At 46.5% G+C, this 21,513-nt stretch carries 17 protein-coding genes; 6 read left to right on the forward strand and 11 right to left on the reverse strand.

The genetic code is table 11. The features are described 5' to 3' along the window. Positions 1–109: 109 nt before the first annotated feature. On the reverse strand, positions 110–2,566 hold the full coding sequence (locus tag ABD031_RS08070) for an ABC transporter permease (protein WP_343850171.1): 2,457 nt from the start codon (positions 2,564–2,566) through the stop codon (positions 110–112). A gap of 422 nt (positions 2,567–2,988) precedes the next feature. On the opposite strand from ABD031_RS08070, the gene ABD031_RS08075 reads away from it, so the two are divergent. Together ABD031_RS08075 and ABD031_RS08080 are read left to right on the forward strand one after the other, a co-directional pair. Beyond that, the gene (locus ABD031_RS08075; RefSeq protein ID WP_343850172.1) at positions 2,989–4,680 is read left to right on the forward strand and encodes a M28 family peptidase; all 1,692 of its coding nucleotides are present in this window, start codon (positions 2,989–2,991) and stop codon (positions 4,678–4,680) included. 275 nt (positions 4,681–4,955) lie between these two features. Then, complete coding sequence (locus ABD031_RS08080) at positions 4,956–5,549, forward strand: hypothetical protein (protein ID WP_343850173.1); 594 nt, start codon at positions 4,956–4,958, stop codon at positions 5,547–5,549. A 140-nt stretch (positions 5,550–5,689) separates the two neighbouring features. Here the strand turns inward: ABD031_RS08080 and ABD031_RS08085 are convergent, their stop codons facing one another. Both ABD031_RS08085 and ABD031_RS08090 read right to left on the reverse strand, forming a co-directional pair. Then, positions 5,690–7,846, reverse strand: a complete 2,157-nt coding sequence (locus ABD031_RS08085) for a TonB-dependent receptor (RefSeq protein WP_343850175.1) — start codon at positions 7,844–7,846, stop codon at positions 5,690–5,692. Positions 7,847–8,297: 451 nt separating this feature from the next. Then, on the reverse strand, positions 8,298–9,296 hold the full coding sequence (locus tag ABD031_RS08090) for a phosphotriesterase family protein (protein ID WP_343850176.1): 999 nt from the start codon (positions 9,294–9,296) through the stop codon (positions 8,298–8,300). Between the two features lie 103 nt (positions 9,297–9,399). On the opposite strand from ABD031_RS08090, the gene ABD031_RS08095 reads away from it, so the two are divergent. Further along, entirely contained in the window at positions 9,400–9,810 is a 411-nt protein-coding gene (locus ABD031_RS08095; protein ID WP_343850177.1) for a hypothetical protein, read from the forward strand. Between the two features lie 176 nt (positions 9,811–9,986). On the opposite strand, the gene folE is transcribed toward ABD031_RS08095, so the two are convergent. Together folE and ABD031_RS08105 are read right to left on the reverse strand one after the other, a co-directional pair. Next, positions 9,987–10,691, reverse strand: coding sequence for a GTP cyclohydrolase I FolE (gene folE, locus ABD031_RS08100; protein ID WP_343850178.1), 705 nt, complete (start codon positions 10,689–10,691; stop codon positions 9,987–9,989). After that, positions 10,651–11,061, reverse strand: a complete 411-nt coding sequence (locus ABD031_RS08105; protein ID WP_343850180.1) for a 6-pyruvoyl trahydropterin synthase family protein — start codon at positions 11,059–11,061, stop codon at positions 10,651–10,653. Before ABD031_RS08105 ends, folE begins: the two co-directional genes overlap by 41 nt. A 298-nt stretch (positions 11,062–11,359) precedes the next feature. Here ABD031_RS08105 and ABD031_RS08110 point away from each other — a divergent pair, with 298 nt between their 5' ends. Further along, positions 11,360–12,049, forward strand: a complete 690-nt coding sequence (locus ABD031_RS08110; protein WP_343850181.1) for a murein L,D-transpeptidase catalytic domain family protein — start codon at positions 11,360–11,362, stop codon at positions 12,047–12,049. Here ABD031_RS08110 and ABD031_RS08115 read toward each other — a convergent pair. From ABD031_RS08115 to ABD031_RS08135, 5 genes are all read right to left on the reverse strand, one after another. Then, the gene (locus ABD031_RS08115; RefSeq protein ID WP_343850182.1) at positions 12,029–13,684 is read right to left on the reverse strand and encodes a L,D-transpeptidase family protein; all 1,656 of its coding nucleotides are present in this window, start codon (positions 13,682–13,684) and stop codon (positions 12,029–12,031) included. The two genes, ABD031_RS08110 and ABD031_RS08115, sit on opposite strands and share 21 nt — an antisense overlap. A 279-nt stretch (positions 13,685–13,963) precedes the next feature. After that, positions 13,964–15,607, reverse strand: coding sequence for a L,D-transpeptidase family protein (locus tag ABD031_RS08120; protein WP_343850183.1), 1,644 nt, complete (start codon positions 15,605–15,607; stop codon positions 13,964–13,966). Positions 15,608–15,619: 12 nt separating this feature from the next. Beyond that, positions 15,620–16,468 (reverse strand): 3-deoxy-8-phosphooctulonate synthase, encoded by an 849-nt coding sequence (kdsA, locus tag ABD031_RS08125; RefSeq protein ID WP_343850184.1) that lies wholly within the window; start codon positions 16,466–16,468, stop codon positions 15,620–15,622. Next, on the reverse strand, positions 16,465–17,040 hold the full coding sequence (locus ABD031_RS08130; protein WP_343850186.1) for a KdsC family phosphatase: 576 nt from the start codon (positions 17,038–17,040) through the stop codon (positions 16,465–16,467). Before ABD031_RS08130 ends, kdsA begins: the two co-directional genes overlap by 4 nt. Continuing rightward, positions 17,022–18,563, reverse strand: coding sequence for a GNAT family N-acetyltransferase (locus ABD031_RS08135; protein WP_343850188.1), 1,542 nt, complete (start codon positions 18,561–18,563; stop codon positions 17,022–17,024). The genes ABD031_RS08130 and ABD031_RS08135 overlap by 19 nt, the downstream gene beginning before the upstream one ends. 183 nt (positions 18,564–18,746) lie before the next feature. Between ABD031_RS08135 and ABD031_RS08140 the strand changes: the two genes are divergently transcribed. Beyond that, positions 18,747–19,622 (forward strand): mechanosensitive ion channel family protein, encoded by an 876-nt coding sequence (locus ABD031_RS08140; protein WP_343850190.1) that lies wholly within the window; start codon positions 18,747–18,749, stop codon positions 19,620–19,622. Between the two features lie 50 nt (positions 19,623–19,672). Beyond that, complete coding sequence (locus tag ABD031_RS08145) at positions 19,673–20,596, forward strand: DUF6089 family protein (RefSeq protein WP_343850191.1); 924 nt, start codon at positions 19,673–19,675, stop codon at positions 20,594–20,596. On the opposite strand, the gene ABD031_RS08150 is transcribed toward ABD031_RS08145, so the two are convergent. After that, positions 20,597–21,421 carry a universal stress protein gene (locus ABD031_RS08150; RefSeq protein WP_343850193.1) on the reverse strand — a complete coding sequence of 275 codons (825 nt, stop codon included), beginning with the start codon at positions 21,419–21,421 and terminating at the stop codon, positions 20,597–20,599. Positions 21,422–21,513: the final 92 nt, after the last annotated feature.

Below are 21,513 nucleotides of genomic sequence, written 5' to 3' on the forward strand. Positions count from 1 at the left end.
ACTTCAGGCGTCAAGCCTTGTTCATACGTCTCCTCGCCTATTCACCTCGTAAATCGTATTTCGTATATCGTAAATTCTTGGCTCTTGCTACTAGCTACTTGATACTCTCTTACTCCGACTTCAGCGAATTGACCGGATTGGAAGTCGCTGCTTTCACCGACTGAAAACTGATGGTCGCCAAAGCGATCACCAAGGCAAAGAGCCCTGCACCAAGGAATACCGCCCAGCCGATTTCGGTCTTGAACTCATAGTCCGCGAGCCAACTTTGAACCGCCCACCAAGCCAGTGGACTTGCGATTACAAAGGCGATCAACACGAGCTTGGTAAACTCCTTGGAGAGCAAAACCACGATACTGCCGACGCTGGAACCGAGCACTTTTCGGATCCCGATTTCCTTGGTTCGCTGCTCGGCAGTAAATGCCGCCAATGCAAACAATCCCAGGCAGGCAATCAGGATGGCAAAGCCTGCAAATATTCCGAACACTTTCCCCAAGCGAACCTCTGAGGCATACATATTCCCAAACCGATCATCCAAAAATGAATAGTTAAACGGTTGACCGGGAGCAAAACGATTCCAGGTAGCTTCCAAATGGGCAGTCACCGCTTCCGTATCCTGAGAATGGAAGCGGAAAGAGGCTATCCCCGTTGGTTTCTCACTCAAAAAGATCATCACCGCGCCGATGTTTTCCTTCAGCGATTCAAAGTGAAAATTCTCCACAATGCCGACTACGGTTTTCGCGGTAGTGGCATCCATGTTCAACTGCTCTCCATCTGCCAGAGAATAGATCTTTTGGCCAATGGGATTTCCCACAAAGTTCAGATTGCGAACGGCAGTTTCATTGAGGATGACCGCATTGGAATCAGACGGGAATTCAAGGGAAAAATCCCTGCCTTCGATGATGTTCATTCCAAGGGTTTTGATGTAATCGTAGTCCACCTCCCAGTTTTGGGTGCTGACCAGATTTTCGGTTTGCTTGGGGTCTTTCCCTTCAGACCACCAAGGAGAATCGCTCCTCCAAGTACCGGAGACCGGCAAATAGCCCGTCAGCGTACCACTCTCCATCATGCTGTTCTTGAGCACTTCGTCTTTAAACGCCTGCCTGTTGTCCTGCAGCGCATAGACATCATCCACCGTGATGACCTGCTCCTTGTTGAAGCCAATTTTCTTGTTTTGGATGTAGTCCAGTTGCTTGAACACCATCATCGTCGCGATGATCAGGATGATGGAGATAGAAAACTGAAATACCACCAGCGAACTGCGGATCATACCACTCCGCATTCCGAGAGACACTTTTCCTTTCAAAATCTCAATCGGCTTGAATCCCGACAGGTAAAAAGCCGGATAGATCCCAGCCAAAACGCCCGTCACAACGGCTCCCATCAGCAGAACTCCATAGAATGCCACTTCGGAAAAAGGCACACTCAGGTTTCTGCCTGCCAGCTCATTAAACACAGGCAAAGCTAATGCAACTGCGGGAATCGCCAGAATGAAAGCCACGCTGCTGATCACCATAGACTCCATCAAAAACTGTCGGATCAGATGAAACTTAAAGGAACCCATTACCTTTCGAATCCCCACTTCCTTGGCTCGGTTGGCCGAACGGGCAGTTGACAGGTTCATAAAATTAATACAGGCGATCACCAGGATAAACAGGGCAATTGCTATAAAAAGATAGACATAAGTGATATTGAAATTAGGCTCAAACTCACCCATCAGGTCGCTTTTTAAATGAATATCAAGAAGCGGCTGTAGGCTGAACTCCAGCTTGCCACCGGCATTCACCAAGTCATTCACCCCTGCTCCCTCTCCAAACAGCTGGGCGATCTCCGGTTCGATGTGTTTTTTGATCAAGTGGTCAAACTTTTCCTCCAAAGCTGCAGCATTGGCCCCCTCTCGAAGAAGCAGATAGGTCTGGAAATTGTTGCTCAGCCAGACGATCCGCTTGGCCTCGTCGAGTCCCGCTGCTGCCAGCAAAAAGTCAAAATGAAAATGGCTGTTTTCAGGAATATCCTCATAGACCGCCGTGATCCTGAATTCTTGGTCATGATCCAAGGTCAGGGATTTGCCGACAGCTTCCTGCCCAGGAAAATACTTGTCCGCGGCTTTTTGGCTGATCGCCATAGTATTGGGTTCGGACAACGCGCCGTCGGCAGTACCCTGAAGAACAGCGAGGTCAAAGACTTTGAAAAAATCCTTTCCGGCCCAGATGACGCCGTCCTCTTTGATATTGTTGCTTTCGTTTTGCTTTCTGACCAGGTAAGAGCCGCGAGAGCGAAAATGCACTGCCGCCTCCACTTCGGGAAAATCCTCCGGCAGCACCTCCGCCATCGGTGCGGGTGCGAGCACCATATCCCAGTGGTTGCCACCAAAAATGATGTCACTGTGAACCCGATAGATCCGCTCGGCATTGGCAAAGTGTCGGTCATACGAAATCTCATTGACTACAAAGAGGGAGATGATCATGCAAACCGCCACCCCAACTGAGAGACCAAGGATATTGATCGCGGAGTAAAACTTATGCTTTTTGAGATTCCGGAGCGCAATGAGGAGGTGGTTTTTCAGCATAGTTGGAAGGGGGAAAGTCAGGAGAAAAAGAAGAGTTGGCTTAGCTTCAATTTTTAGATGCAGGTTTTATCGGAATGGTTGCATAGAAAGTGCCAGCACAAAAAAAAGGTTTGGGAGTAGCTCAGAGGCCTTTTGCGCATCTTCTATTCTGTCCGCAAAAGGACTGATTGGTCGCTGGCGGTCAAAAAAACAGAATTCTATGGCACTATTCAATGAACTATGTGTCACTGGGCAACTGTAATAGCAGCCAGATACCGACAGCCATTCCGAGTAGTGATCAACTTTTTTGGTGTAGGCTATCGTCAATGATGGGCAGGCATCGTGTTTCACTTAATCTTAAAAGATCAAAAGTCTAGCTTTCCATTTTCCCTGCGAAATACTAACTAGCAGCCGATAACCAAGCAGATCTCCACAGACTCAACATGAAAATTAAAGCAGTCTTGACCCTTTTGTCATTTAGCCTGAGCTATATTTCTTTCGCCCAAAAAGCTCCGCTGGCAAAAATCACCGATCCCTATTTCAAGCTGATCAGGCCTGAGTTCAAGGGCGATGTGGCCTATGAGACAGTGGCTTTTGTAGAGCAATATTGGAGGATCGCCGGGAATACAGGCTTCAACGAAACGGTCTATCGCATCGCCGAAAAGTTGGAAACGGCGGGCTATGTGCTGGAGGAAAAGGCGAAAGCTGCGGATCGCTTCACCTATCGGATCGAAACCCGCACCATGGACCGCCCGACTTGGGAGCCCGTCTCGGCTTCCCTGAAAATCGTCGGAAGCGAGGAGTTTTTACTTTCTTCGGAGACCAACCGGAATATGACTTACCTGAATTCCAGCTCTACTCCGGCTGAGGGAGTGACGGCTGAAGTGGTCTTTCTGCGAAACAAAGAGGAGCTGCAAACCACCGACCTCAGAGGCAAGATCATCTTTGCCGAGGGCAGCTACCGAACCTATGAAAAAGGGATCAGCGAAGGCGGAGCCATCGGTACGCTCACCTACGACAACCCCGAATACCTGCAACCTGAGAAAAACGCCACGTCCATCCAATTTCGGGGCTTGCGATACAACCCGGAGCATCCAGCCTGGGCGGTTGCGATGTCTTTCGAAGCCAAAGAAAAACTCAAATCAGCCCTGGAAAAAGGCAACGTGGAAGTCCAAGTCAAGATCCAAACCAAGATCTACGACTCCGAGGAGCTGACCGTCGTCGCCAATATCAAGGGCAGCGAACTGCCGCTGGAGAGCCTCGTCCTCTCCGCCCACATCCAAGAACCCGGAGCCAACGACAATGCTACCGGAGTCGGCACCCAACTGGAGATGGCCATGCTCAGCGCCAAACTGATGCGGGAGAAAAAGCTGGATCTGAAGCGTACGCTGACTTTCTTGTGGGGAGACGAGATCATCTCTACCCGTCGCTATATCGAGGAAAAAGAAAAAAGAGAAGCTGAAATCAAATGGGGCATCTCCCTGGATATGGTGGGAGAAAATACCGACCTGACGGGAGGCACTTTCCTCATCGAAAAGATGCCCGATCCAAGTGCGATCTGGACACGTGGCGAGGACAAGCACAGCGAATGGGGCGGTAAGCCACTTAACTTGGAGGACATGAAACCGCACTACCTGAATGATTACATCATCGATGTCTTTGAAGCGCAAGGAGAACATGCGAACTGGGTGGTGAAAACCAACCCCTTCGAAGGAGGTTCCGATCACACGCCATTCCTGCAGGCGGATATTCCCGGGCTCTTACTCTGGCACTTTACGGACCAGTTTTACCACACGGACAATGACCGGCTCGACAAGGTCTCTCAAAAAACCATGCAAAACGTGGGCACAGCAGCGATGGTTTCGGCTTTTACCTTACTGAATGCTGATGCAAAAACCGCTGAAAAGATGCTCGAAATGCTGACAGCGGAGGCGATGAACCGCCTATCCATTGAGAGACGGCTAAGCAAACAGACAATCGCGGCTGGAGGATCTGCGGAAGACCAACAAAAGATTCTAGACGGTTGGCTGGATTATTATCAGAAGACACTAGATACCGTCCAAGATTTAGTTCCTAGCGGAGATGAAAAGACATTGACCAGGATCAAGTTGGCAAAAGAGCAGCTACCTAAGTAAAGTTAAATTGTTTGTTGAGACGCGATTGACGCAAAGGTGTTGGAGACCTATCAATAAGCCGAAAACGTTCGAACCTGCAAAACACCAGTCTTCCATCTTATTCCTCCCATTTTTCCGCCTCTGCGACAGATCACTCCTAAATCTCCTAAGAGGCTGGCCAAACGAAGCTTAGGCAACAATTTGATGCCTATTGCAGAGCAAGGACAATTTTTCAACTAAGCGTTTTTTTTTGCGGATTTTTCGACAGTTTTGCGCGCTTATTCAAATCCAACTATATGAAAAAATCAGTACTGGCTCTCGCTTTCCTTGTGACATTCTTTGCACAATCAACTGCCTTTGCCCAAGGCGACGCAAAACTGACCTACTATGTAGGCGTAGGCCCAGCTATCGATGGGGACATCGGTTTGTACGGACTTAACTTCAGTAATGAACTGAGCTTTAAACTCGGCGAGAGAACTTCTGTGAATCCGTCCCTGACCTTTTACCAATCCATAAAATCATTTGACAATTACGATGACAAAAATCTGGAGCAGGACAACTCTTCTGGACTTTTCACCAATGCAACCTTCAAATACGATCTGTTAAAGACCAAAAAGAATTTCAGAATTTCCTTGGCTGTCGGCCCCTCGTTCCAAATTGGAAGTGAAAACTATTGGGTTAGCACAGTTTATGGGGAAAATGACCAGCCTGATCATCGCTACAGTATCGAACGATTCTCCAGATTAGGTTACACTCAGCAAATTGCATTCGATTGGAAAAGCAAAAATGAAAACCGCAGAAATTCCGCTGTAGTGAGCATGTCTTCCTTCGACGGCTATTGGCCTTGGTATTTAATGGCGACTTATCGGATCGGGTTTAAGCTGAAGTAAAATCTGGTTCTTGCTGCACAGTGAGTGGTAAACTCCCTATTTTTGCCAGTATATAAAGATGTGACACTACCCAGGCATCAAAAAAAGAGCTTGGCCAACCAAGCTCTTTTTTACTTTTACTTCCGTTAGTTTTTTCTTAGTCAAAACTTATACATCGCCGTCAAGCCGAAAGTAGCCGGATTTCCCAAGTGAGACGGGCCAAAGCTGTACGCATAGTCGATGTAAGTGGTATCGAAGATGTTTTTAGCCCAGACGGTCAATTCCATTTGCTCGGAGACCACCCCAAACTTGGCATTGGCGATTTGATACGCATCCTGACTGATGGTGTTTTCCAGGTTGAAAAACTGCTCGCCGAAGTACAGCCATTCGCCTCTTACTATCCAGCTTAGATCTTTGGAATTAAAAAACTGTGGCGTCCACTGCGCGGCAAGCATCGAGGTCATATCTGGGGTAAAGATCTGTCTATTGCCAGCGTAGTCAACTTCTCCATCTTCACCCGGAAGGGAAAGCTTGTCAAAGGTCGCATGCGTATAGCCAAAGCTCCAGTCTATGCTCAGATTCCTCGTCGGAATCGTATTGATCTCCCACTCCACTCCTGTGCTGGTCAGATCACCCGCATTCTGCGTCACTACGATCGCATCCGGCAGGATCAATCCGGGTACCTGCACATCCGAGATCTTCGTGATGAAAGCGGATACATTCACTCGCATCCTTCGGTCAAAAAAGTAGTTCTTGCTCCCGATTTCGAAGTTGTTGGAAAACTCAGGTTCATAGGCAAACAAGGGCGGGTTGCTGGGGTCTGAGCCGATCTGCGTCAAACCTCCCGGCCGGAAACCGCGGCTATAGCTTCCATATATTTCATTCGTGTTGGCGAGCTGGTAAGCCAAAGCAACTTTGGGAGAGACGGCAGTATAGTCAACCCTTCCCAAGGTATCCGGCTGCGTCACGATTGGATCTCCCTGCCCGAAGTCCAGCTCCTGCCCGACAGTCAATTCCTTTTTTTCATAATCGGATCTCAAGCCGACCGTCATTTTAAGTTTCTGAGTCAAACTGTAAGTTGCTTGCCCAAAAAATGCGTAGCCGTATCCTTCCGCTATGTTTGTATTGATCGTAGTGAAATTGGAAATCGGCGAACCGACCAATTCAGCATCATCTCCAAAGTAGACGCCCTGCCTAGTTGGAGCATCTGAGGTGAAACCAAAGAAACCAACCTGCCAATTCAGCTTTTGACCTGTATTTGCGGAAGCCAATCTAAATTCTTGCGTCCAAACGGAAACGGTATTCCAATCTTTCCCATAATCGTTTACGATAGAAACACCGTCAATTGGCGAGAAATCCCCATCAATCGGAGTCTTGTAAAAGCGGTAGTTATTCTGGTATGCCGTCTGCGACGAAAAGTTAAATCTCGGCCCTGAGTTCTTGAGGACTAAAGAAATGTTTTGGCTGTTGTCCACCATTTCGGTAATGACATTTTGATTGACTTCGAAAGGATTTTCCAAAGCCGAATCCGGATCTGGTGCCAAGGAGAACGGCCCGCCATTTCTTCCGGCATTACTTTTCACATTGAGAATTGCCTCCCAGTTTTTTGCAAAAAGGTAATTGATATTGCCGGCAATCAAGAAGTTCTTTTGTGTGTCAAAATCACTGTTGTTATACAAATTGGTGTAGTATCCATCCAGTCTGTCAGACAAAACGGAAACGCCGAAATACAGCTTTTGCGGAAGCAACATGGTCTTCACACCGGCAGCCAATCGGTTGAAGCCATAGTTTCCTATATCTGTTCGGACAAACCCGGAGAGTTCATCTGACTTTGGTTTGGAGATGACATTCATCACTCCTCCCATGGCATTGCGGCCGTAGAGTGTCCCTTGCGGACCACGGAGGACTTCGATCCGCTCCACATCATTGAGCAGAAAGAAATAGGTATCCAGTCCAAATTGATTCACGCCATCCACATAGGTGGCCACCGCCGGCTCATAGGATGTGGTAGTGATGCCCCGGACGGAGATCACGTTTCTGTTGTCGCCGGGATTAGCCGTGTATAGGTTTGGGATGTAGCCCCGAAGATCTTTGGTTTGCCAAAGGTTCATCTCCTCTACCTTGCGATCATCAATATTGGATACCGAAAAAGGCACCTTTTGAAGGTTTTCGGTCTCCTTTTGCGCAGTCACCATCACTTCGCCAAGTTGGGTCTCGGGAATGGTATCATTGGATTGAGCAAAGGAAATCTGGGTAGCGACGCTTAGTCCGACGACAAGGGTTAGTTTCGCCAGTTTTTGGGTTGTGAAAATTGACATAATAGAAATAATAGGCCTAGGCAGCAAATTTAAGGTTTAGCCTTTTATAATCCCTTCATCGAAAAACGAATACTGCCTACCACGTAATAGATGGAAATTCGCTGCTGTGAGTATCACTCACCTATTCTGATTGCTCGCCAAGACGCAGGAGACGCAAAGTTTCTGTGCACACCTCGACTGCTACTTCTGTCGCCCATGTGATTGCCCTCGCTCACATTTTTTTAGATTTCAGAAAATTCTGAATTGCAACACATGCTAAATCATTCTTCCCCTCTACGCCTTTCCGGCTCCGCGAGAAAAAAACTCTTCGCTAATTGGGGTTTGTGAGCGCCGAAAATGTCGTGAGTGGCACTCACAACGGCGAAAAAACGCAAAGTTTCTGCGCGATCTCTATCTCAACCTCCCACTGCTTCTCTGCGTCTTTCCGGCTCTGCGAGAAAAAAACAACTTGCTATTGATTGAGCCCAAATGCCTGTTTTGGGTTTTCAATCAACAAAAGCTCAAAGTCGGAATCATCAAATCCTCCGGTTTTCAAGGCCGGGATCAGCTTTTCGAAGATATTCGTGAAGGGCACAAATTCTCCTCCTCCGGCTTTCGCAGGATCGTACCAGCCCGCATCGTGAGAGATCAGCACCTGATCCAGGATTTCATTTTGCTTCGCAAAAACCAAACGCTCCACATATTCCTCCACGCTCCAGCCGATTCCATCCAAACTGATCCAGACGCCGAGTTTGGCAGCTTCCAGGTAATTCTGAAAGTCTCGCTCCGCCTGCGCATGAACCCAGACAAAGGCCGACGGAGCAATCCCCATCCTTTGCAGAATGGCGACTTCCTGCTTGGCGGTAACCCAAGTTCCAGTATGTGAGGCAATTTTCAGACCTGTCTTTTGATATGTGACGCCCGCCGCCCGAACCAGCTTCCCGTCGACTTCCGAAAGCGGATTCGATTCATTTACGGAAATCTTGATGAAACCAGGCTTGATGCCGGTTCCCTCGATTCCTTTTTCGAATTCACCAATCCAGCGATTTGCGAGTTGTTCCGCTGATTCGACCAATACAAAATCAGGCAGGTACTTCCCTCCCACTGCCCCATAGTAGCCGGTGTTGGTCACGATCCGGATTCCCGACTTTTCGCTGAGTTCTTTGAGCAGAATCGGATCCTTCGCCAAGTAGGAAGGGGTGCAATCGAAGATGGTTTTCACGCCATATTCCTTCACATCCAGAAGATAGGGCAAGACTTTGGCTATGACGTCCTCTCGCTCATACCGCTCCGGAGACACCGAATCTGCTCCAATAAAATCCACCAGCATATGTTCGTGAATCAGGGTCAAACCTATGGAATCCATTGGAAAAGCGCCTGTAACGGAGTTGAAATAGGAAATATTGGAATCAGGCTTGGTGCAGGAAAACGCAAGAACCATAAAAACCGAAACAGAATAAATGAGCTTCATATGTAAATCTACCTAATTCATCAGAGACAATAAATCTAGCCGACATCAGTAGCGTTGCCCAAAATACCTGCGTCTTAAAATCAGACCCTATTTTCAAGAATCAATGAACCTAAAACTATACTTCCTCTCCCTATTTTTATTAACTGGCTGCGGAGATGGTAATCTTTCTAACCGGAGAATACCAATCGGCACCTACGAAGGGACGTTTCAAAGAGATTGGGTTTGGGGAGAAGACAGCATTGCCAACATCACCCTTACTTTTGAAGGCAATCGCTGGAGCGGAACCAGTAACATCGCCAAATATCCTGCTCTATGCCGGGGCAACTATTCTATTGAGGGAGATAAGATTACGTTTCAGAATGAATGTCCTTGGACGGCGGATTTTGATTGGACGTTGGTTTTATCAGGCGAATATGATCTAACTAAATCTGACAAAACTTTAGAGTTTTCTCATGACACACGCTCTGCCACTTCAGATACCTATATAGATCAGTATCGGCTGGTTAAAAAATAGTAGGCTATTCGTCCGAGGGAGGCCTTCTGCTGATATTTCTCTTTACATGACAATGGGAAAGGAGAATATTGCGCCGGGAAAAGCAGGGTAGTCTGGCTTTTCTCTCCTAGTCTCTTTGGTAAAAATAAAAAAACCGGACTTTTCAGCCCGGTTTCCAGTTGGTTTAGTCTTTCAAATCATCTCTCTAAACTGATGTATTTGATAAACTCAATTCGAGTTTGCTCGTCTTTTTCAAACTTACCCGAATAGAACGACGTCAGGGTGGAACTTGTTGTGTCCTTCACGCCTCTTGAGCTTACACACATGTGGTCTGCGTCCATGATTACCGCTACATCGTCCGTCCCCAGTGCCTCTTTCAGTTCGTTTCCAATCTGCATCGTCAGTCTTTCCTGCACTTGTGGCCGCTGTGAAAAATACTGGACGATACGGTTGATTTTGGACAGTCCGATCACATTTCCGTTGGAAATGTAAGCAACATGCGCTTTGCCATGAATCGGCACGAAGTGATGCTCGCAATGCGAAAAGAAGGTGATATTCTTTTCCACGAGCATTTCATTGTACTTGTATTTGTTTTCAAAAAGCTTTGCGATCGGCTTGTTCTTCGGATCCAATCCGCTAAAAACTTCCTTCACATACATCTTTGCCACACGATGGGGGGTGCCTTTGAGACTGTCATCTGTGAGATCCAAGCCCATGATATGCATGATTTCGCGAAAGTGCTTCTCGATCAGCTCGATCTTCAGGGTGTCCTCCATCTCGAAAGCGTCCTCGCGAAGGGGTGTTTCCAGGGAAGTTCCTACGTGTTCATCTCCGATATCCTCAAAAGATGCCCGGGCGATATTAATTCCCATCGTATTCAACAAAGTTTCTTTCCGTTTCATAAAGTCGAATCGTTAATTCGAATCGTCGATCAATTTTTTCCCTCAAAATATTCCAAATAACCACTGCAATGTTTTCAGCGGACGGGTTGAGATTCTTGAATTCATCGGTATCCAGATTTAAATTTCTATGGTCAAACTTATTCAAAACGTGCTTTTTGATCAGCTCGCTCAGCACCTTCATATCGTAAACATACCCTGTTTCCGGGTCTATTTCGCCTTTTAGCTGTACAATCAATTCGTAATTGTGCCCATGAAAACTGGGATTGTTGCACTTGCCAAACACCTGCTCATTTTTTTCGTCGGACCAGTTTTGGTTAAACAAACGGTGAGCTGCGTTGAAATGCTCTTTTCTATAAACTGATACTCTCATGAAATGCTAAAACAGCGGGTTTGCAAATTTGTTCGAATAGTTTTCACTTTAACGTGATCCAGCACTCGAAGTACCGTCGCCTACCGTGGAATTATTTTCGAAACGCGAAATTACAGAATAATCTATTGGTATTAAAATCACATCCGATACTCGTGCATTCATCCCAACGAACATTGGCCCTGCGAAGGTTCCCCAGATATTTTCACTTTTTTTTAGCGACAATTCATAAGATACTGAAGGAAAGGACGTTTGTACTCTTAGGATATCACCTTAACTTTGCACGTTCACCGAAACGCTTATGCTTACCCAAACCATTGCGCTTACCATCCTATTGTTTATAGGAACTTTCTCTAATGCAAATTTCAAAGAAAACAGTCCAAACACCCTGAAATCCACTGATCCAGTCACCCTGATTTACGGCGGATTGCATGGAAGCGGTGACGCACTTCCGTCCAAGGAAGTCTTCACAATGGCCATCCAGGGTTGGTCCAAGATGAAGGGCAAACTCAAATCTAAAGTACTGACTGTGATTGATTTCAGTCTTCCTTCCACGGCAAAACGGATGTGGATCATCGATCCCGAAAACGGCCTTATTCTGCTCAATTCCGTGGTGTCTCACGGTAGAAATTCGGGAGAACTAATGGCAAAATCCTTTTCCAATCAGCCAGAATCTTTTAAAAGCAGTCTCGGTTTCTATACAACTGCCGAAACTTACTCGGGAAAACATGGCTACTCGCTGAGATTGGATGGATTGGAAAAAGGTTTCAACGATCAGGCAAGGAATCGCGCCATCGTCATTCACGGCGCAGATTATGCGCGGGAAGAATTCGCCGCGTCAGTAGGAAGACTGGGTAGAAGCTTGGGCTGCCCAGCCCTGCCAAGTGAACTTTCTGCAGAAGCTATTGACCTAATCAAAGATGGATCTTTGCTGTTCATCTTTGGAAATGACCCAAACTATCTTGAAAAATCAAGCCTGATCAAGGCCTGATTTTGTTTTTCGCAGCGCTTTTAAAAGCGCGATATCCCGATTGTAAACATCCGATCTGAAGTTGGCTTTCCCGTCTTTATCAGCCCAGAAAGTCATGTAAAGTAGTACTACCGGAATCTCGCGATCTAGTTTCACTGTCTCTTCCTTTTCTTGGTGCATGGCTTCCTGAATTTTGTCGTCATCCCATACCTCATCATCCAATAATATTTTTGCGAACTGATCCGGGTTTTGAATTCGGATACAGCCGTGACTCAGCGCTCTTGTTTCCTTAGCAAAAAGACTTCTGGCCGGCGTATCATGGATGTAGATGTTGTATTCATTGGGAAACATGAATTTCACCAAGCCCAAAGAATTATCACCTCCCGGCTTTTGACGAACTCGATAATTCTTTTCTTCTGACCATTTGACCTTCGATGCGTTCACGGGCTCTCCTTGACTATTGACGACTTCCATATTCTTCTGTGTAAGGTAATCAGGGTTTTTCTGCACAGCTGGAATGATTTCATCTAGAGTAATTGACGGCGGAATATTCCAATAAGGGCTAAACACAATGTAGCTCATCGGTGCTGTGAAAGCCGGGGATTCGCTGTATTCCTTTCCCACAATAACCTTAGCCGTAAAAGCCGTATCCCCCCTCTGCACATAGTCCAACTGGTAGTTTGCAATATTGACCAATACCATCTCCTGATTCCAATCCATCACCGGCATCCATCTCAGTCGCTCCATGTTGATCGATGCGATATCTATCAGATTTTGCGGGGAATTATTCAGTGACTCGGCCACCAAAGAACCGATAACCCCATCGGGATTCATTCCGTTGGATTCTTGATACTTTTGAAGTCCTTCAAACATCGTGGAATCAAACCTTGTCGATTCCATTGCGTCGTACGGTTTCAAAACATCCCAAAAGATCAACCGCTTGCGCAAAGCTGGAATAGCGGCATGGCTCTCCCCTACTTTGATCACTCCCTCTACTTTGGCAAACTCCCAGGTGAGTGTGTCATTTGCCTGAATCTTGTACAGGTCTTTGATTGCTTCCCTTCCCTGAGTATATAGCTCTGAGTTAGGATAAAGTTGTTCGAAGATCTTCCCAACTGAAGCGCCTCCAGCGACCTCCCTGAGCAATTGTGAATAATCGACATCTGTCGCTTTGGCTTCAAATTTCCATTCGGGATCCAGCGTAGCAGGATTGACTTTGCCTTTTTCAAGGTCATGAGCCAAATTAAAAAATGCCTCAGTAAGAAGGAGTTCCAACTCGACTTTCTCGTCTGATGAAAGATTGCGAAACTTCTTGTTCTCTTTTTCGGGATTGGAAGAAAGTGCAACGATCTGCTCTAGATTGTAATCAGTCGGCTGCAGGCCATCATACTTCGACTCTTCGATTTGAGAAAGCATTTCCTTGCCGTCTTTGGACAGGCGGCCATTCAGCAACCAAATTTCCAGATAGTCTCTTTCGGAATAAATGGATTTAATCTCCGCTGAATAGTTTGATCTTGCCAGTACGTCTGATTCCTGGCTGGTTAGGCTTTGCTCCAGCGCATCAGAAATATCGGATCGGCGTTGATTGAAAAACCAGATTACGCCAAGGGCAAGTACAAGAACTGCCGCAACCGGGATAAATATTTTCTTATTCATAAAAGGCTGTTTGGTATCTCGCCTTTTACTCCCAAAGTCCGTACGCTTTTTTACTCATCGAAAAAAGCGCGCAGCAGCAAAAACCATTCATTTAATTTTCAGGCTATTAGCAGAAAATCGAATCAAAAGGAAGGAAAACAAACCTCAGGAATAGAGTCAGGGCTTGCCCAAATTGAGGAAATTCCACATCGATCAAGATGCAAACCCCTGGATCTAATCAAATCCAACCTTCCCCAACGACCGACTCCCTACCGTACTGAATATCTCTTGACCCAAATCTCACTTCTTCAGTAGCGCCAAGACCTCCTCGTCCCGATCATAGATATCCTGTCGGAAATGTGCTTCACCCTTGGAATCTGCCCAAAATGTCAGATAGAGTAAGACTACCGGGATCTTTCGGGGCAGGTTGACTATGACTTCCGAATCCTGGTGCATCGCCATGTCGATTCGCTCGGATGTCCAGCTTGCGTCAGATCTCAGCAGTGTTTCGGCCAGTTTTGCAGGATTTTCTACCCGAATACACCCATGGCTCATGGCACGGTCTTCCTTTCTAAAAAGGCTTCGCGCAGGCGTATCATGGATATAAACGTTGTGCTCATTTGGAAACATGAATTTCACCAATCCCAGAGAATTGCTACCGCCGGGTTTTTGACGGACCATGTAGGGGAAGGATTTCGCAGACCAATTGATACTCGCAGGATTCACCTGCTTTCCTGAAAAAGTGACTACATCCATATTCTTTTGGCTAAGGTAGTTTGGATTTTTTCGCACCGCTGGAATGATCTCCTTCTTGGCTATCGATGGCGGAATATTCCAATAAGGGCTGAACACAATGTAACTCATCTGGGCAGTAAAAACCGGAGATTCGTGGTAGAGTTTACCAACGATCACCCTCGCTGAGAGGAGTGTGTCCAGCTTGTTCACATAGTCCAACTGGTAGTTGGCGATGTTTACCAGGATTAACTCCAGCTTTTGTACCGTGTCGGGAAGCCAACGCAGCCGCTCCAGATTGACAGCCGCCTTTTCTCTGAGCGCCGTCGGAGATGCGTTCAGCCCAAGAGCAGTGTTTTTCCCGATCACCCCATCCGGTTCCATGCCGTTTCTCAATTGAAATGCCCTGACACCTAAAAACATCGCGGAATCATAAAGCTTGGGATCCGACAGGGGGTATTCTTTGGCATATCCCCAATAATTAAGTCGCTCTCGCAGCGCGGGAATCGCTGTGTGGGAATCCCCCACTTTGATGGATTTTTCCAATTTGATCGGTTTCCAATCCAACGTGTCCGTCTTGGCTCGCTCATCCATAGCCCTCAGTACTTCCCGTCCTTTTTTATAGATGGCAAATTTGGGATACAGACTTTCCAGGTTTTTACGAATGTTGTTTGCTGCGACCGCATCTCCTAGCAGCTTCATGTAGTCTGCAGAACCTGCTTTTCGTTCGATCTCCCAATCCCCCTTTAGGCTACCGGGATCTACCTTACCCCGCTCGAGATCTTCGGAAAGTCCGAAAAACGCATCAGTCAACAGCAGTTCCAAATTTGCCAGGTCCGCAGGTTCATTGGCCTTTTTTGCTGTTTTATTTGCTTCAAAAGTCTGAAAATACGCATCGACAAGCGCAAGGTGATAGTCTTGGGGAGCCAATCCGTCGAATTTCGACTGCCGGATTTCAAAGCGCATCTCATAGGCAAGTTCTAAAAGGACTCCTTTTTGCGACCAAATCGACGCAAAATTCCGATTGGCATAAAACTTATGGATCAGATTTGAATTCCCCAATTCATTGCCTGAGACGCTGGGCTTTTCTGTGGGGCTTTCCACTTCCAGTTTTGTCCTTAGCAAGGTAAAAACGGAATCTGAAGGGGTCTGAAATGCAAAAACAGATGTCGAGAGTACCCAGAAAAGCATCCCAAAAAATAATTTTTTCATAAAACCATTCGCTTATAAAACGTTGAAATCCTCGTATTTTCTTCCCAAGGTCCAAGCCTCTTTGAGCATGCCAAGGAAGTCTCCCATTCGATGCAAAGGGATCAAATTAGGCCCGTCGCTTAGCGCTTTGGTAGGCTCGGGGTGCGTTTCGATGAAGAAGCCGTCAATTCCGGTGGCCGCTGCTGCCCTGGCCAAGATCGGTGCAAATTCCCGTTGTCCTCCACTGGTGCCTCCCTGACCACCCGGCTGCTGGACAGAATGCGTGATGTCAAAAACCACCGGGGCAAATTGACGCATGATCGGCAAGCCACGCATGTCCACCACCAGATTGTGGTAACCTAAAGCAAATCCGCGCTCAGTCAGACAGACGTTTTCATTACCAGTAGATCTTACTTTGGTCACGGCATACTGCATATCCTCTGGCGCCATGAATTGACCCCGCTTGATCTTGACCGCTTTTCCGGTATTTCCCGCTGCCAAAAGCAAATCAGTTTGGCGACAAAGAAATGCAGGAATCTGCAACACATCCACCACTTCGGCCACCTCAGCCGCTTGATAGCTTTCGTGAATATCGGTCACCAATGGAACCTCGAGTGCCTTTCCGACCCGTTGCAAAACTTCCAGCGACTTGTCCATGCCGATGCTTCGGAAAGAACCCGAGGACGTGCGGTTTGCTTTGTCAAAAGAGGCCTTAAAGACGTACGAAAAGCCATGTTCAGCGGCCCATTCTTTGACTTTGGTACCGATTTCTATACAGATATCATAGCTCTCCACAGCGCAAGGGCCCGAGAAAAGTACCGGTTTATCTGACCCCAATACAATTCCTTCTCGTATCTGCATGGGTTGGGTGTGACGCTTCATAGTTCTTTTTGGGATAGGGATTCGATCAAGGGGATTAACCGACCTTTAGAGTGAAGGAGAATATCCGCCACTTCACGAAAAACGCCTTTACCTCCAGAAAAAGGAGAAACGTAGTGCGCATGCATTCTCACATACGGAAGGGCGTCAGCGGGTGATATGGCCAGCCCGACTTTCGCCAGAATCGGCAAATCGTTCAGATCGTCTCCGATAAATGCCACCTCTTCGACAGCAACCTCCATGATCTCCAAGACTTCCGCGAGTTTCCTTCCCTTGTCTTTGACCCCGTGGTAGTGAAAATCAAACTTGAGCTCTTCACAGCGGTTTTCCACGACGGGAGAGTTTCTTCCGGTGATCGCTCCGACCAAGAATTTTGCTTTTCGGAGGTGCTGCACAATCTGACCGTCCTTGACATTAAATTTCTTATGCTCTGTACCGAGGTCATCGTAAATAATACCTCCGTCGGTCATCACGCCATCGATGTCCGTAATCAGGACTTTGATTGATTTTGCTCTTTCAAAAACTGCCTCCGGCACGTGAGCGAAGTATTCGTTGATTATTTTTTCTGTTTCCATTGTACTGAGTAAAGGTCAAGTCTTCGCTGCTCCAGATTTCGGACACTTCCTGCTTTGCGCTGCTTGGTGAGTAGATCGAGGTCGACATCGGCCACGATGATGGTCTCCTCGTTTTCAGAGGCCTGTGCCACGATTGCGTCGTGGGGAAAGGAGAAATCGGAGGGAGAAAAGATTGCAGCCTGAGAATATTGAATGTCCATATTCTCGACTTTCGGCAGATTGCCTACCGAGCCGGTAATCGCCACATAGCATTCGTTTTCGATTGCACGGGATCTTGCACAGGTATTGACGCGAAGGAAGGCGTTTTTGGTATCGGTCCAAAACGGAACAAAAAGGATGTCCATCTCCTGCTCGGCGAGTATTCTCCCCAACTCGGGAAATTCCACGTCGTAGCAGATCAAAATCCCAACCCTGCCCGCATCTGTGTCAAACACGTGAATGCCATTGCCTCCCTGCAAGCCCCAATAGGAAGCTTCATCGGGTGTGATATGGAGCTTATACTGCTTGTCCTGCGTGCCGTCCCGACGACATAGGTAGCTGACGTTTCGCAGCTTTTTCCCGTCATATTCAGGCATGGAGCCCGCGACTATGTTGACATTGTAGGAGACCGCAAGCTCACTCATTCGGCCGACGATCTCATCCGTATAGTCCGCCAGATTACGGATCGCTTCCGAAGCATCCATGTCGTTGAACGCCGCCAATAGCGGTGCGTTGAAAAACTCAGGAAGCAGACAAAAGTCCGATTTGTATCCTGATACAGTGTCCACAAAAAATTCCACCTGCTGCATCAAATCATCGACATTGGAGAAGCGCCGCATCTTCCACTGTACCAAGCCGAGGCGCACGATGGACTTTTTGTTGCCAATTAGTTTTTCATCCTTTTCATAGTAGATATTGATCCACTCCAGCAAGGTCGCATAGGCTCGGGAATCCAGATCCGACGGCAAATATTTGGTGATCACTTTACGTACGTGAAACTCATTGGCCAGCTGAAAAGACAGCACCGGATCGAAAACCTCTCTGTTTTTGACCAGATCGATGTACTTCCTCGGGGTCATTTCATCGGCGTATTTCGAGTAGCCAGGGATTCTGCCTCCCGCGATGATAGAGCGCAGGTTTAGGTTTTCGCAGAGTTCCTTGCGCGCATCATACAGTCGACGCCCAAGGCGCATGCCACGGTAGTCCGAATGAACAAATACGTCTGTTCCATAGAGCGTATCCCCATCATCGTCGTGCGTGTCAAATTTTCCAAATCCTGTAATCTGATCGTAGGTATGATTATCACCAAACTTGGCGTAATCGACGACAATACTGAGTGCTGCTGCGATGACTTTGCCGTTGTCCTCGATGCAGATTTGCCCTTCGGGAAAAGCTTTTAATTGGTTTTTTAGTTCTGCTTTAGTCCAGGCACCGCCTTGGTTTCGGTAGATTGACACCATAATATCCCGTATATCATCGTAGTCAGACAGCTTTATATTCCTAAGTCTAAGCCGGTGCTCTAGTTCCTCCCGTTGTTTGCTCATAGTACAAATTTAAAAGAATTCAATCAATTGTTCTAAAAACCAATTTTACTAGATTAAATTTCAGAATTAAATTCTGAGTAATCATCTTATTCAATTTAATCCAATCATTTGACCGAGGTTCGCTTTAATTTTGAATAAATTCCAAAATGAATATTTGTAGACATTTTTGTTTCTTTGATTACGATGAAAGATCAAAATGAATTCCTAGAATGGTTGGACAAAATTCTCAACCAAAGTCTATTTTCCCTCGGTGACTCAAAGTTAACAGTTGGTTTGATTCTGACCTTACTAGTTTCATTCACGCTTCTGTTCATAGTGTCTGAATGGATCAGAAAACTCCTAGTCCGGAAAATTCTCCACAACGGCCAAATGGAAATCGGGACTCGGGAATCCATCGGTACGATTGTAAAATATGCCTTGGTTTTGGCTGGTATTTTTTCCATTCTTCAAACTAACGGGATCGACCTGACAGCATTTGGAGTTCTAGCTGGCGCAATAGGCGTCGGAATTGGATTCGGTTTACAAAACATCACCAACAATTTCATCTCCGGGCTTGTCATCCTCTTTGAGCAACCGATCAAAGTAGGAGACCGAATCGAGGTAGGCGATGTGACTGGAGATGTGATTCGAATTTCTGGCCGATCCACCACAATCCTGACGAACGACAACATCAGCATCATCGTTCCCAACAGCCAATTTATTGACAACTCTGTCATCAATTGGTCTCATAATGAGCGAAGAATCCGATTTAATATCCCTGTAGGAGTAGCTTATAAAGAAAACCCGGAAAAAATAAAGAAGATTTTGCTGGAAGTTGCCAATGCAAATTCTGGAATTTTGAAGAATCCTGCCAGTGACGTTCTCTTTGGCAGTTATGGCGATAGCAGCTTGAATTTCAATTTAAGGGTATGGACTTCTGAATATGTGAATAAACCAAATGTATTGAAAAGCGAACTTTACTACGAGATTTTTAAGCGATTTACAGAAGAAGATATTGAAATCCCTTTTCCACAGCGCGATTTGCACATAAAATCCGGATTTGAAAAATTGGGAAATTAGGCTATTTTTCCAGAAGATTTGGCCTTTTTTGGTTTGAATTCTAGGCTGAAATGAAAAAATTTCTACTCGCAATTTTGTTTTTAATCAGTTGGGAAGCCTCCTCTCAAAGCTTTTATCGCTATCGCTTCGAGGAGCCTTGGTCTATTTCAGCGGGAGTTGGGCCTACTCAATATTTTGGCGAGCTCTATTCCTTTTGGAAATACAGCGAGGGAATACAACCTGAATGGAATGCCAATCTTGCAGTGAACTACATCTTTGGAACTCACTTAAAAGCTAGACTTGAGGGGACCTACTATAAGATGTCTGGTTCAGATCCGCCCTCCGACCCCAGAGCCAATCGAACTCCGCGAAACCTACATTTCAGAGCCTCTAACATAGAAGTGGCAGCACTGGTAGAATATTATTGGTATCCGGTAAAAGTAAACAACATCACCCGCAGTCTATGGAATCCCTACATTTTTGCAGGTGTGGGCTTGTCCACCAATAATCCTCAGGCCGAACTTAACGGTACCTGGGTAGATTTACGACCGCTCCAACTGGAAAACAACCCCTATGAGGAATATATCATGGTTTTCCCGATGGGACTTGGCTTCAAATACAAGCTGAATGTGTACATGGACTTGAAGGTTGAGGGAAATTACCGTTTTACCCTCACGGACTACATGGATGATATCTCAGCTTATAACGTCAACGAATTCTACCTGGACTTAGTGGATGATTATACCAGCGGGACAAATCCTGACCGCTTGCGCTTGGCAATTCGAAATCCGCAATTTATCCTCGACAACGGCGAACCGGACGTGGATGCCATCCTTAGAAACAATGGTAGAGTGAGACGCGGATCGGGACTCGATCACCGCTATGACGGATACATGACGCTTAGTCTGGGACTCGAAATCTACCTCGCTCCGGATATCTGGGACAACTGGATCTTCCGAAACAGAGTAAACGAAAAGCGGTTTAGATTCTGGTAGTCAAGCCTTCAAACTCAATACCCCAAGTTCTGATTTGTAAATCAGCGTCTCGGTGGTTCCGATCTGGTAGGCAGCGGAGTGGAGATGAGATCCGGATGCAATGCCAACCAAATTAATGTTGTTTTTTTCGCAGAAAGCACGGATCCCATGCTCAGCATCAACATCATTGAATACGTGTCGATGTATTACAAACTGCTCATTCCCTCTGCCATATTCTGCCATTTCTTGGTCTGATAGGGTCGAAGTGGTAAAATGCTCAGGTGTGTTCACATAGAGCAAATGGATAGACGATTTAAAAATTCTGGCAAGCGGCAGGATCTTTTCAAATGCAGCTTTTCCGGCAGAATTGAACTCAGAGGCAAAAGCTATCTTGCGAAAAGCGTTCCCGTCTAAAGGCTCTTTCACCGCCAATACCGGACAATGGGCTAAACGGATAACTCTCTGAAGCGTAGATCCAACAAAACTCCCTTCGGTATAGCCCTTACCGTGAGCACCAATGACAATCAAGTTCACCTCCATTTTGTTCGCAATTCGAATTATTTGCTCGTAGGGCACTCCGATTTTCACAATTTGCTCAAACTGAGACTTGACCGGAGCGACCGATTTGATGTACCCCGGCAGTACATCCTCCGCTTCTTGTTGCTCCTCTCTCAACTCGGGATGTCTCGCTTTGGCCTCCTCAGAAAGTAAGTCCCAATCCACTTCCGAGGGGATCACAGATACACATATGATCTTCGCTTGGTTTTTGGCACTGATGCGCCTGGCAGTCTGAAGCGCCGCCAGGGAATGGGGAGAAAAATCGAATGGAACTAAAATTACTTTCATAAAATTGACAGGGTTTAGTTTTCAATTTCCCAATTCCTTCTTGAAAAACAATTGGTAATTTGTCAGGTAAAAACCTGATAAAAATTAGGAAC

It is taken from the genome of Algoriphagus jejuensis (assembly GCF_039523455.1).
GTDB lineage: Bacteria > Bacteroidota > Bacteroidia > Cytophagales > Cyclobacteriaceae > Algoriphagus > Algoriphagus jejuensis.